Annotated in this window: 12 protein-coding genes and 3 pseudogenes; 1 reads left to right on the top strand and 14 read right to left on the bottom strand. The window is 39.9% G+C overall.

Annotation, left to right across the window (positions count from 1 at the left end; translation table 11 throughout):
- Nucleotides 1-2: 2 nt before the first annotated feature.
- The 14 genes and pseudogenes from IPP77_08380 to IPP77_08315 form a co-directional block, all read right to left on the bottom strand.
- Nucleotides 3-718: pseudogene (locus tag IPP77_08380) on the bottom strand (FAD-dependent oxidoreductase).
- Nucleotides 719-844: 126 nt separating this feature from the next.
- Entirely contained in the window at nt 845-1321 is a 477-nt protein-coding gene (locus IPP77_08375; protein MBL0309675.1) for a DNA starvation/stationary phase protection protein, read from the bottom strand.
- 26 nt (nt 1322-1347) lie between these two features.
- Nucleotides 1348-3374 (bottom strand): annotated as a pseudogene (gene tkt / locus IPP77_08370) (transketolase).
- Nucleotides 3375-3422: 48 nt separating this feature from the next.
- On the bottom strand, nt 3423-4439 hold the full coding sequence (locus IPP77_08365) for a fructose-bisphosphate aldolase class I (GenBank protein ID MBL0309674.1): 1017 nt from the start codon (nt 4437-4439) through the stop codon (nt 3423-3425).
- A 9-nt stretch (nt 4440-4448) separates the two neighbouring features.
- Nucleotides 4449-4985 carry an RpiB/LacA/LacB family sugar-phosphate isomerase gene (locus IPP77_08360; protein ID MBL0309673.1) on the bottom strand — a complete coding sequence of 179 codons (537 nt, stop codon included), beginning with the start codon at nt 4983-4985 and terminating at the stop codon, nt 4449-4451.
- 3 nt (nt 4986-4988) lie between these two features.
- A pseudogene (locus IPP77_08355) lies at nt 4989-5603 on the bottom strand (HAD-IA family hydrolase).
- A gap of 399 nt (nt 5604-6002) precedes the next feature.
- Entirely contained in the window at nt 6003-6254 is a 252-nt protein-coding gene (locus IPP77_08350) for a hypothetical protein (GenBank protein MBL0309672.1), read from the bottom strand.
- Nucleotides 6255-6278: 24 nt separating this feature from the next.
- The gene (locus IPP77_08345; GenBank protein MBL0309671.1) at nt 6279-6494 is read right to left on the bottom strand and encodes a DUF2945 domain-containing protein; all 216 of its coding nucleotides are present in this window, start codon (nt 6492-6494) and stop codon (nt 6279-6281) included.
- 51 nt (nt 6495-6545) lie between these two features.
- Complete coding sequence (locus IPP77_08340; GenBank protein ID MBL0309670.1) at nt 6546-7097, bottom strand: DUF488 domain-containing protein; 552 nt, start codon at nt 7095-7097, stop codon at nt 6546-6548.
- Nucleotides 7097-7426, bottom strand: a complete 330-nt coding sequence (locus IPP77_08335; protein MBL0309669.1) for a carboxymuconolactone decarboxylase family protein — start codon at nt 7424-7426, stop codon at nt 7097-7099. The genes IPP77_08340 and IPP77_08335 overlap by 1 nt, the downstream gene beginning before the upstream one ends.
- Nucleotides 7427-7457: 31 nt before the next feature.
- Complete coding sequence (locus tag IPP77_08330; protein ID MBL0309668.1) at nt 7458-7946, bottom strand: hypothetical protein; 489 nt, start codon at nt 7944-7946, stop codon at nt 7458-7460.
- A 178-nt stretch (nt 7947-8124) separates the two neighbouring features.
- Complete coding sequence (locus tag IPP77_08325) at nt 8125-8550, bottom strand: OsmC family peroxiredoxin (GenBank protein ID MBL0309667.1); 426 nt, start codon at nt 8548-8550, stop codon at nt 8125-8127.
- A gap of 66 nt (nt 8551-8616) precedes the next feature.
- The gene (gene acnA, locus IPP77_08320; protein ID MBL0309666.1) at nt 8617-11403 is read right to left on the bottom strand and encodes an aconitate hydratase AcnA; all 2787 of its coding nucleotides are present in this window, start codon (nt 11401-11403) and stop codon (nt 8617-8619) included.
- An 84-nt stretch (nt 11404-11487) separates the two neighbouring features.
- Nucleotides 11488-11958: a universal stress protein gene (locus IPP77_08315; GenBank protein MBL0309665.1), complete on the bottom strand. Its 471-nt coding sequence runs from the start codon at nt 11956-11958 to the stop codon at nt 11488-11490.
- A gap of 688 nt (nt 11959-12646) precedes the next feature.
- Here IPP77_08315 and IPP77_08310 point away from each other — a divergent pair.
- Entirely contained in the window at nt 12647-13399 is a 753-nt protein-coding gene (locus tag IPP77_08310) for a DUF2249 domain-containing protein (GenBank protein ID MBL0309664.1), read from the top strand.
- Nucleotides 13400-13437: the final 38 nt, after the last annotated feature.

The raw sequence follows: 13437 nt of genomic DNA, 5'->3' as shown, positions 1-13437 counted from the left end.
TACTAATAACCCGAAAATTCTTCTGTACGAATATTATCATCATCTACACCTGCTTCATTAAGCGTTTTGCGAATAGACGTTACCATTGACGGTGGACCTGATATGTAGTAGATTGGCTGGGACAGGTCGCCAATGTATTTTTGCAACATCTCTTTTGTAAAAAAACCCGTTTCGCCTTTCCAGTCATTAGAGCCATCAATGTCAGTCATTGATGCAACTAGCTTAAAGTTGCCATTTTCTTTCTGAGCTGCTATCAACTCATCCAAGTAAGCCGCATCGTTAGGTGTTTTATTAGCGTAAAAAAGAAAAATTCTGTGTGCGGTTTTTCGTGTGTCGCTTGTAAAATAATGCTTCTTACAGGAGTAATGCCAACACCACCGGAAAGAAAAACAGCAGGAACTTTAGTGTTGTTTTGAAGAGTAAAAGACCCATAAGCACCATCAAAGATTACTTCTGTGCCTATGGCCATCTTTGTTAGGTTTCGTTTGAAAGCAGTATCACGCATTCTCGTGGTAAATATGATATCCTCTTCATAAGGTGCGCCTAGAGAAAAACCTCTTGTATCCCCTTCTGCATCTGTCTCAGATGGGTTAATCAGTGTGTAATCAGCAAACTGACCTGACTTAAATGTAAACCCCGTCGGTTTATTAAAATGAAATGCCATCGTACCGGAGGCCACTTCTTTTTTACTTTTCAGTTTAATATTAATCTTTGTCATAATGATGGATTTTAGTTTGTGTGAATATTTATAAGCTTGTTTGGCTCTGTGATAAATAATTTTTGTTCAACTGTATACCCGTATTCCAGTCTAAGGAAATATTTTCAAAGCAAGGTCAACTATTCTCTAGCTTAAGTGAGCCCGAAGCATCCAAGCCGTTTTTTCATGGCGCTCCATCAATCCAGTAATGTAGTCACTGATCCCTTCGGCCTTTAGCTTATCTGCAATCGGTTTTATATTTTCTCTAATAAAAACAATAATACTTTCGTGATCCATTAATAACTCCGCAAAAAGAGTTTGACTATCATTCTTATTAGAGGCCTTTTCAGACAGATGGGTAAGTGCCAGGTATTTATTAAGTTCTGCCGGCACGTAATGCCCTAGGGCACGTATCCTTTCGGCTACAGTGTCAACAATTTCTTGTTGCTGGTTATAGAGCGTTTCCAGATACAAGTGTACAGCATGAAAATCTGGACCTTCAATATTCCAATGTGCATTGAGTGTTTTGGAATATAGCACAAATTCATCTGCTAGTATTTTTGATAACTGTTCAGTAATTATTTGTCTGTTTTTTTCGGAAATTCCGATGTTAGCATTTTTCATTTTTTTGGTTTTAAGTTAATATTCATTTAAAGTCCTTCGCTTATGCCGTATGATATCAGAGCTTTGGCTCTCTTTACTACATTTTCTATAGTAAAGCCAAATTCTTTCATCACTTCTTCTCCCGGAGCAGATTCTCCAAATCTATCGACGCCTATGACATCGCCTTCGTCTGTTACATATTTGAGCCAGCCCAATGACAATCCGGCTTCTACCGCCAATCGTTTCCGTAATGTTGTAGGAAATATTTTTTCTTTATAAGACTTATCCTGTTTTTCAAATAATTCCCACGATGGCATACTTACCACACGTGCGGCTACGTTTTGTTCATTTAATTTTTGCTGAGCTGCAAGCAGCAACTGCACTTCTGAGCCTGTACCAATTAAAATAACATCCGGCTGTGTTTTTGATTCCGAAAGAATGTAAGCCCCTTTTTCCAATTCAATGGCGTTTGTATATTTTTCCTGATCAATTACCGGAATTTTCTGACGGGTTAAAATTAACGCGACCGGCCCACCGGAATGCTCAATCGCCACTCGCCACGCTTGTACGGTTTCGTTAGCGTCTGCTGGGCGAATCACTGTTAGGTTGGGAACAGAACGTAAACCGATGAGTTGTTCTATGGGTTGGTGGGTGGTACCGTCTTCTCCTAATGCTATACTGTCGTGCGTAAAAATATATATGGTTCGTATTTTCATAATTGCTGCGAGCCGGATAGGTGGCCGCATGTAATCCGAAAACACTAAGAATGTAGCACTGTAAGGAATGATATATTTACTAAGTGCTAATCCATTTAAGATAGCACCCATAGCGTTTTCCCTAATACCAAAGTGAAAATTACGACCATCATAATTTGTTGCTGAAAATGATCTGTATTTCTCCAGGTTGGTGTCAGTAGAAGGGGCAAGATCTGCCGAGCCTCCTATTAAATTTGGCAAATAATCAGCAATTGCATTTAACACTTTGCCAGAAGCTTTACGCGTCGCCATTTCTTCTCCCGCTTTAAATACAGGTAACTTTTCTTTCCATCCTTCTGGCAATTTACAGTTGCTCAACAACTCATATTCATAAGCCAGCTCAGTGTATTTTTCTTTGTACCTCTTATAGAGATCATTCCAATCTTTTTCTATATCTATTCCTTTCTTCCCTGCTTCACGGTAATAATTTAATACCTCGTCGGGCACAACAAAATATTTATCAGGATCAAACCCAAAATTCTCTTTCACGAGTTTCACTTCTGCTTCGCCTAAGGCAGAACCATGTGCTGCGGCCGTATCTTGTTTGTTGGGGCTGCCATAACCAATATGAGTACGAACCTTTATCAGGGAAGGACGGCTTGTTTCCTTTTGTGCGTTTTTAATTGCTACTGATAAAGCCTTTAGATCATTGCCATCTTCAATCACCTGCACATGCCATCCATAGGCTTTAAACCGCTCTGCTACGTCTTCATCGAACGTGAGATCTGTATTGCCTTCAATACTTATATGGTTATCGTCATACAAATAAATTATGTTGCCTAATTGAAGGTGACCGGCAATAGAAGCAGCTTCGGAACTTATACCTTCCATCATATCGCCATCACTGCAAATAGTATAAACCTTATAATTAAAAAGATCAAAACCCGGTTTATTATATCGGGCCGCCAAATATTTCTGTGCAATGGCAAATCCTACGCCATTAGCGAATCCCTGCCCTAACGGGCCGGTCGTTACTTCAATGCCGGGTAACAAACCGTATTCAGGATGTCCCGCTGTTTTGCTGTGCAATTGCCGAAATTCTTTAATATCATCCAGTGTGATGGGATAACCCGTTAAATACAAGAAGCTATACTGCAACATACAGGCATGACCGCAGGATAAAATAAAGCGATCCCTATTTGCCCATCCTGGATTTTCGGGATTATAGTTCATGATTTCAGCCCATAAAACATGGCCAACAGGGCAAGTCCCATAGGCGTCCCGGGATGACCGGAATTTGCTTTTTGCACAGCATCCGCCGCAAGTATCCGAACAGTGTTTATCCCTTGCTGTTCAATTGTTTCTGTTTCAAGTTTCATATCAATAATTTTAACGTGTTCTATATATTTTACTTGTTAAACAACTAATCATCCCAATGCTGTATTGTATTCACCTTTTCTCGCAGCAGCATCGTATTTGGCACGTCGGTATAATAATTTTTGAGCTTCCTCCACATTGGACTGTTGCCCTCTCCATATTTCTAACGCTGGTTGTTGAATGGCTCTTGCGAACGAAAAGCTAACTATCCATGGTAGCCGACCCTTAAATTTTTTATTTATGGCATTCAAGTGTCTAGTAGCTTCTTCCGGTGATTGGCCACCAGATAAAAATGCTATAGCAGGCACAGCAGCAGGTACTGATGCAAGGAAACAATTAAAGGTAGCTTCAGCAACTTCATCAATGCTGTTTTGTGCATGACTTTCTGTTCCGACAATTACCATGTTCGGTTTTAAAATCATTCCCTTCAAATCAATTCTGAACTGATAAAGCTGATAAAAAAGATTTTGTAATACCTTTTGTGTTACATCATAACAACGCTGCATAGTATGGCCCCCACTCATCAGTACTTCGGGTTCGACAATCGGCACAATGCTTACTTCCTGGCAAAGTGCTGCATAACGCGATAAGGCATGCACATTGGCCTCAATGCATGCTGTAGTTGGGATGTTGTTTTCAATCTTAATCACTGCACGCCATTTGGCAAAACGGACACCCATCTTTTTATATTCGGCTAAACGATCACGCAGGCCATCCAGACCTTCTGTAAGTTTTTCATTGGGGAAACCGGCCATTGGGTTGGTGCCTATATCAACCTTAATCCCCGAAACAATACCGGCTTTAATCAAAACATCAATTAGAGAAATTCCAGCTTTGGTTTGCTGACGAATTGTTTCATCACATAAAATAGCACCCCCAATACTTTCATGTAAGCCTGGTGTTGTCACAATCAGTTCGCGATAACTGCGCCTCATTTCAATTGTTTGAGGAATACCTGCTGCAGCAAAACGTTTGTTACAGGTGCTGATACTTTCATCCATTGCAAGCAATCCTTTGCCATCTGTAAACAGTTGGTCAATGGTATCTCTTAATATTTGACGGTTCATTTCCAGTATTTAATCTTTATTCATTTCCAGTATAGCAACTTTGTTAAGGCGTCGCAGGAATCGTTCTTCATTTTTAAAATTGGCATTAATGAATATCTGCACTAATTCCCAAGCTAATGCCGGCCCTGTAACGTTGCCGCCTAAACACATTATATTCATATTGTCATCCTCAACTCCCTGGTGAGCTGAGAAAGAGTCGGTAATCAAAGCTGAACGAACACCGGTAATTTTATTGGCAGCAATACAAGCCCCAACACCGCTGCCACAAATAGCTATGCCTCGTGTAACTTCTCCATTAGTCAAGGCTTTTGACATCGGGATAACAAAGTCAGGATAATCATCACCGGTATTGAGTTGATACGCGCCGAAATCTTTTACTTCATAACCAGCAGACTTGAGCAATGCCGCTAGTTGTACTTTCAAATCAAAGCCTCCATGATCAGACGCAATACCTATAGAGGTATTTCTTCCTGCAGGAGCTGAGGTTTCTTCTTTTATATCCTGTTGCGTATATTCTATATCATTCTGTTTAACAGGAAGACCCATATCTGCTAACGCTTTCGATGTTGATAGATAATCGGTATGATGAATACCGGTAATCCCCATGTCCTTCGCCACATCTACAAACCTTTGGACATCATCTATGTAAACAATTTCCTCTATCGGCACCTGAGCGCAATCAATTGCAAGTCGAACAATCGCAGCATCTGGCTTTCTTAAATGAACATAACAGGAGGATACAAAAAAGTCAAATATTTCATTCAATTTGAAAGTGCTTATTCGGTAAGCATTTAGTTCCCTTCCTTCATTGCTAACTGCGATAATCTTTAGTCCATATCGCAACTTAATCTTCTTTATAAAAGCAATCATTTTTAAATCAGGTGTAGATAAAGAGTACATGAAGTCTTTAAATCCGGTGCGGGTAAAATCCCGCTTTGTATAAAACACAACGCTATCAAGATATTCATCAAGCGTAATCCTTCCTTCTTCATACGTAACAAACAGACGACCGTGGTATTCTTCCATTTTATCCGCATCCAGATTAAAATGCTTAGCAGCTCGCTGCCTGAATTCGTGACCCCATCCGTTTGAAAGCAGTACGCCTCCGATATCTAAGAATAAACAACTAATAGTACCCATAACATCCACTTTTGAAATATCCATTTAGCTAGGAGATTAGAAGCAATAGAACATACCTAGTCCACAAAAATTATCCCATTTTATCCTATAATTCATTTCATTTTTCATTATAAATTCTCATGAACTATCTTAGCATGTGCAGATAGTCAAAACTTTTCTACCACTATTTTCTCTTTGTTGACGCGCAATTTCTGGAGTATACCTCGGTTTGAATTCGTATACATCTGGTTTGTTTACTTTAAACAGATTTACGTTGTGCCTTATATTTTCTGTTCCCGGAACGTTTACAATATGTTTTTTCATAGCTATAGATATTGAGTATTGCTAAATATACTCTGAAACAAACCTTATGCCTCCAGAGATGTAGTAAGCGTTAATAAAAACACAGACTCTTTTATTGCCTTTACACTATGGTGCAATCCTTCATGCAATGCAATCATATCTCCCTGTCTTAATACCTTGGTGTCGTAATGCCTCTTCATGCAATGCAATCAATACAATACGTAATCCGTTTGTTTTAAATACCGTAATAGCATTACGATCGCCGGTTCGCCATGTAACCTCAGCTTTTAATTGCTTTATAAATTCAGGAATACATATACTTACCAATGGAGCATCTATTATTCGGGCTCCTTCTGGCCTTAATTCTGTAGCGGCATTTTTCTTTATTTCCATGATTGTGTGTTTAGAGTGAAATAATTATCTGCTTAATTTTGTAAGTGCTCTCCCTTTATGCACAGCAACATGGTCGGTCTTGTCGCTTTTTATGGCGTATTGAGGGTCCTCTTTAGTGGCGTGATGGATATAGCCTTTATAATCAAAGTCAGCAGTATGTACTTCTATGATTTTACCTGATACATATCCGGCCTCCGAGTTCCATTTCACATGATCGCCTATTTTAAATGGGTATTTCATTTGCTATTTTTTTCTCGACCAATTTCTATTGCGTAGATTTTTAAAGTTTCATCAGTCTTTATTTTCTTTCTCTTCAACTTGATAAGTCAACTCGCCGGCTACGATTCTTGCCGGTTGTGTATATGGGTGTTCTTCCGCTTTTCCAATACCCATAATATGCATGACATCCCAACCTTTTGCTTTCAAGTAATCAGATACCATAGAACGATGGCAGCGCCACCACACTGCTTCGGAACACATATAGGCAGTGCGTTGAGCAGAAGCTATCTGTTCTAATTCTTTTATTCCTTCTTTAAAGGCCTCCGTTTCCATAAAATCTGCATAACCACGAAAGGAGGGGTGATGCCAAGAGGTATTTTTCGAATTAGGGTTGACCTTTCTTCTTCCGCCAAGATTTTTAAAATGCAGATATTGGAGGCTGTGTTGAGGTAAAGAAATTTCCAGTGCTTCTTTATTGAATTGAGGAAATTTTCTTGAGCCGGGAAAGCTTCTGATATCTGCCACCACTTGCACCTGAAATGACTTAAGCATAGCTATAAATTCATCTAGGGCATGGGTAGAGTGCCCTATGGTCCAAATCTTCCTATGTTGCTTGATTTTCATTATTTCTCCATCTCATCCATCGCAATGGTTGCATGAGCATAGGCCGCACCTGCGCGCATCTCAGAGGCAACCCATATTGCTTCCATAATTTCTTCCTTGCTCGCCCCCTTGCGCATCGCCTGTTTCGTATGCGCTCGAATGCAGTAAGGACACTGAGTAACGTGTGCCACTGCTACCGCGATGAGTTGCTTAGTTTTTTCAGGAAGAGCGCCTTCTTTAAATACAGTCTTGCTAAAGTTTCTCCAAGCCTCTAAGTTTTCAGGGGCTAATGCAGCTTTTTTATCTGCTAGTTCTTTTGTTGTTTTTGGATATAAGCTTTCGTTTTCCATGATGTGCTTTTTTATTTTTTAGATTAATATTTTACCATCCTCTTGACAAAATTACTCCCAATAAAACGGCCAATAAGGCAAGTGCAAAACTCACTCTACCCAATAATCGGGATAAGGTTCGCAATCGAATAGTTTCCGTATGTTCAGGTCGATTTTTCCAAGCATCAATAGCGCGAGTACCCAGATAATAATCGTGTATAACGCTAATTAAGGCTATAGCAATAAAGACAAGGATTTTAAGCGATGCCACTTTGCCAAAAGAATTGGTGGTAAGATAATCTACATTCCACTGCACTCCTCTGAATTCGAGCTGAACAAATCCGGTAATGAATAAAAGAATGAGCGCCACGACACCAACTGTTCTGTATTTAAGTGATACAGCGAAAATTAAGTCTACTTTATCTGGATGGTTTTTAACCCCCGGTATAAAAGCCAGTATTAAAAACAACATACCACCTAACCATGCACAGGCAGAGATCACATGGACAAAAACCGACAGTATGTATAAATCACGACTCATTTAAAAAATCCTACTCTTTCAAAAGGTATTCATTCCATCTTTCTAAAGATTCCTACAGTATGTATCGCAAAACCCCTCCGTTCTGATAATGTTCACTTTCTCTCAGTAAACGAGTTGGGTAATAGCTTGCGATTTCATCTTATTTCTTGTTTCGTATTGAACAATAAGCTAGGTTTACTTAGCTTAACTGAGCATCAGCCGAAATTTTGGCGGTTCCTCCTGCGTACAACCTTGAAACTGGACATTTTTCTTTGGTAATTGCTGCCAGTTTCTTCAACTTTCCCTCGTCCAGCCCCTCACACTTTACCTTACAATTCAGTTTTATTTCAGTAATGTGAGGACCGGAGTCATCCTTAGCAATCGTCACTTGAGCATTAGTATCAATGCTTTCTGGGCTCAGCCCTTCCTCGGTGAGTAACAGTGACAGGTACATGGAAAAGCATCCGGCATGGGCAGCACCAACTAACTCTTCAGGATTAGTGCCTTTACCTCCTTCAAATCGAGAGGAGAAGGTGTAAGCGCCTTCGTAACCTGTGAATTTCATAGTACCACGTCCATCTTTGATCTTTCCGGTCCATTGTGCTTGTGCGTTTGATATTGACATAATAGTTGGTTTTTAAGTGTTTAACTAATAGATAGAAATTATTTTCAGTCACTACTTTCCTGCTCCTTATTTATCTAGAAATTGCCGCAGTACGTATTGTAAAATTCCTCCATTGCGGTAATATTCAATTTCTATCAATGAGTCGAGTCTGGCAAGCACATTGAATTTTATTTCCTTTCCCGATTCATCTTTAGCAATGACCTGAATTTCCTTTAAAGGTTTGATATTTTGAGCTATGCCGGTCATTGTAAAAACTTCTTTACCTGTAAGTCCTAAACTTTCGGCAGTATCTCCCTCTTTATATTGAAGCGGCAACACACCCAGGCCTACTAAGTTACTTCGGTGAATACGCTCGTAACTTTCGGCCAATACACATTTAACCCCCAACAGGAAGGTACCCTTTGCCGCCCAATCGCGGGAGGAGCCACTACCATATTCCTTTCCTGCCAAAACCAATAAAGGAGTCTTGTCTTCCTTGTATTTTAAGGAAGCATCGTAAACGGTCATCTCTTTTCCCGAAGGCAAATGATTAGTATAACCGCCTTCCTTTTCTGCCAGTTTATTTTTGATGCGCACATTGGCAAAAGTTCCACGCACCATCACTTCGTCATTTCCCCTGCGCGATCCATAGGAATTAAAATTCTCTTTTTTAACTCCGCGTTTTAATAAATACTCGCCGGACGAGGAGTGCTCACTAAATGCGCCGGCAGGTGAGATATGGTCGGTGGTCACGCTGTCTCCCAACACCAATAGCGCCCGGGCATTTTTAATATCCTCCAAAGGCCCAACGCTTTCAGAAATACCATGGAAGAATGGGATTTCTTTGATGTAGGTAGAATCCGAATCCCATTCATACAACTTGCCGGTGGGAACCTCTAAGTTTCTCCAGATTTCGTTTCCTTCAAATATTTCTCCGTAATTTTTTGCGAAATCCTCCGGCGATAAAACACGATTTAATATTTCATTGATTTCATCATCCGAAGGCCATATATCTTTTAGATAAACCGGCTCTTGGTTAGAATCATGGCTTATCGGCTCGTGAATCAAATCTATATCCACCCTACCGGCTATAGCATAAGCGACCACCAACATAGGGGACATCAAGAAATTCATTTTCACCTGAGGATGAATCCGAGCTTCAAAGTTTCTATTTCCCGAAAGAACGGAAGTAACTACTAAATTATACTCATCAACTGCCATTGCAATATCCGGAAGTAAAGGACCGGAATTTCCGATACATGAAGTACAGCCATAACCCACCAAATGAAATTGCAGTGCCTCCAAGTCCTTCATCAAATCTGCTTTCTCTAAATAGTCAGTTACTACTTTAGAACCCGGAGCGAGGGAAGTTTTCACCCAAGGTTTTATGTTTATGCCGTGCTCTCTGGCTTTCCGGGCTACCAATCCGGCTCCAACCATCACAAACGGATTGGAGGTATTAGTACAGGAAGTAATAGCTGCGATCGCCACATCTCCGTCTGAAAGCAAAAATTGTTGTTGCCCTCGCGTAATCCAAACAGATTTTAAACTGTTGGATTTATCCAGTTTTACATCTTGCAATAGTGCTTTATCGCTATGTCCATACTGAGCCTGATTGCCTCCTTCGCCTTCAAATCGTGTAATAGACTTTTGAATCTCTCGCACATCTTTTGCCCGATAAGTTCTGCCGAATGATTTATCCAACAGATCAATGAATTTGTTTTTAAAATCTTTCAACAGAATTTTATCCTGTGGCCGCTTGGGGCCTGCCACCGTGGGTACAACGGTAGAAATATCCAATTCTAGCACATCGGTATAGGTAATTCTGTCTTCATGCTCCCGCCACAACATGTTTGTTTTGCAATAGGTTTCGACTAAAGCAATTTGTTCTTCAGAGCGATTACTTTTCCGCATATACTCTAAAGTCTTATCGTCTATCGGAAAGTAAGTAATGGTACATCCAAACTCAGGCGACATGTTTCCGATGGTTGCCCGGTCGGGAACTGAAAGATGGTTCAAGCCAGATCCAAACACCTCGACAAACTTTCCTACCACACCGCGCTTTCTAAGTAAATCGGCAATTGTTAATACTAAGTCGGTGGCCGTAGAACCCACCGGAAGTTTGCCGGTAAGTTTTAATCCTATTACTTCGGGCATTATGAAATAGAGCGGTTGTCCCAAAATGGCCGCTTCGGCTTCGATGCCGCCAACGCCCCAAGCCATCACACCAATACCGTTAACCATAGGAGTGTGGCTGTCAGTTCCAACCAAACTGTCGGGAAAAACTTCTCCGTTTCTTTCTATAACCCCTTTCGATAGGTATTCCAGATTTACCTGATGACAAATACCCATTCCGGGAGGTACTACCGTAAAATTATCGAAAGAATTTTGTGCCCATTTCAGAAACTGATAGCGCTCCTTATTGCGATGGTATTCTTCATCCATATTTCGCTTGTAGGAATATTCTGTTCCGAAATAATCTACCTGCACCGAGTGGTCTATCACTAAATCAACCGGGATAAGCGGATTAATAGTATTGGGGTCTTTACCTTTTCTCGCCACTTCTGCACGGAGTGCGGCAATGTCCACCACCGCAGGAACCCCCGTAAAATCCTGCATCAACACACGAGCAGGCTTAAACGGAATATCCTTATCAGAACCTTTCGGATCCCAATGCAACAAGGTTTCAATGTTTTCTTTGGTGACTGAAAAGCCATCGTAGTTGCGCAAAGTATTCTCTAACAATATACGAATAGAAAAAGGCAACTTCTGAATTGCAAAACCCTGCTTTTCTAATTCGGGAAGACTGTAATAATGAAAATCGCCATTTTGGGTAGTCAGAGATCTTTTTATCTGATAGGGGTCTTTGGACATGATTTTATAATTTTTTGCTTCTCTCTAAAAGTATCTTCCTATAATTATTCCATCTCAAATTCCACTCCACTCAACCTGCCTTCTTTATTTTTCTTCTTTAGACCGGGTAGGGATAATAAATAGCGGTATTGAACTGTGATTTAAAACTTGCTCCGCTACACTTCCCAATAAAATCTTCTCTACCCCTCTCCTACTGTGTGTGCCCATAACAATCACATCCGCCTTCAATTCCGCTGCAGTATCCAATATCGCTTTGGCAAAATCACCACTTCTTAGAGTTGTTTGAATCGTTTCATCATTCAAGTGCTTTTTTGAACTGTCTAAATAGTTTTGCGCCATTCTTTTTAGCTCATCACTACCTTCTGTTTCAATCATATTGCTGAAACTATCAAACCCCATAATGGGCGAATAGTTCAAGGATGAATAATACTTGAAGTCCGAGGTTACGTGCAATAAAATCACTTTGGCGTCCATGGACTTTGCTAATTGATAGCCGGTCTCTGCAACTTTCTGTGCACTTGGATTATAGTCTAAGGCAATTAATATCTTTTTCATTTTTATTGGATTTATGGTTTTACAATCTCTATTACTTAGCTGAATTAATGACTGAAAATTCTTTAGAAAAAAGTACTTCGTGGGATGTAGTATGTTCTGCCAATCCTTCCCCGACCCCGAAAACGAATAAAGCAACGCTGCCTGTTGGCTTTTTCAGGATGATTTCACTTACTACTGATCTGTCAGTATAAGGAATGCTGTCAACGGGTATAAATGGTTGTGAAGTTTCCATCGTGTTACTCAAAAAAGAAAATTGGGTGGTAACTGATCGACCGTGAAGGTCAAAGGTAATATCATTTTGAAGAAAGGAGATCAGTCATGGGATAAATGATGTTAAACAATACAGCGTCGAAAAATATTTGTCAATGTGAATTGATTGATTAAATATTCGTCGCGGCTCCCTACCACAAAAGAAAATTAGGGGCTCGAAGCATTATATTCTGTTTGTCAGTCGCTCCTTCATAAAGTTTTGCAGCTACTCAAAGGCAAGACATCCACCACCAAATTTAATTTGAGAAAATTGGACTTCATATAAGTGCCTAACGACCTTTAGTAACCTTAATAATTCAATAGGTAGTAAATGCAGGTAATTTAATTTGGCACCAGACCTCCTTATGTTTTAATCAGTAATATTGCCGCTCATAACCAAACCAAACAAATAAACCATTAGGCCTAAAATTAAATTACCATGGATAATCAAATACAGAAAGAAGAGTTGGATATGCGCGTGCTTATCCCTATTGAAAGACATAAGAAATTGATACAGCTCTTCAAGGAATTACCCGTTGATGAAAGTTTTGTTTTTATCAATGATCACGATCCTATCCCTCTCTATTATGAGTTTCGTTCGATTTATGGAGATGTGGTTGGTTGGGAATATCTCAATCGTGGAGGCAGAGAGTGGAAGGTGAAAGTTACTCGTACAGAGGCCTCACAGGGAAGAGAGTTTACGGATATATCCACTTTGCTTGACCTTAGGAAAGCAGAGGAAAATGAGTGGAAACAAATTGTATTCCACCGGTACGGTATGATGGAGCAAGGTGATACCATGGAAATTATCGCTGCAGAAGACCCAAAAGAAATTCATGCAATTTTTGTAAATAAATTTGAGGGACAACATGCTTGGATATATAAAAAGCAAGAGCCCAATGAATACGTTATTCACATAACTAAAAAGGTAAAAAGCGGTTTAGGAGATGATGGCTTTTCAGTGGTTAACGAATTTGACTTACGCCCTTTTCCACCCACAGAGCGGCATGAAATGTTTTATAAAGCCTTTGCCGATATAAAATCGGGGGAAGCTTTTGAATTTATCAACGACCATGATCCTTTGCCTCTTTATTATCAAATGGAAGCAGAAAGTAAAGAACCTTTTAAGTGGGAATATATTGAAAAAGGTCCTGAAAAATGGAAAGTGAGAGTCATCAAAACAAAAAAATAATCTTCATAAAGGGAACCAACATGGTTCCCTTTTTTTAT

It is taken from the genome of Bacteroidota bacterium, from assembly GCA_016722375.1.
Lineage (GTDB): Bacteria > Bacteroidota > Bacteroidia > Chitinophagales > LD1 > Bog-950.
Note: the sequence above shows the minus strand (reverse complement) of the source record. Positions and strands in the feature narration are given on the sequence as shown.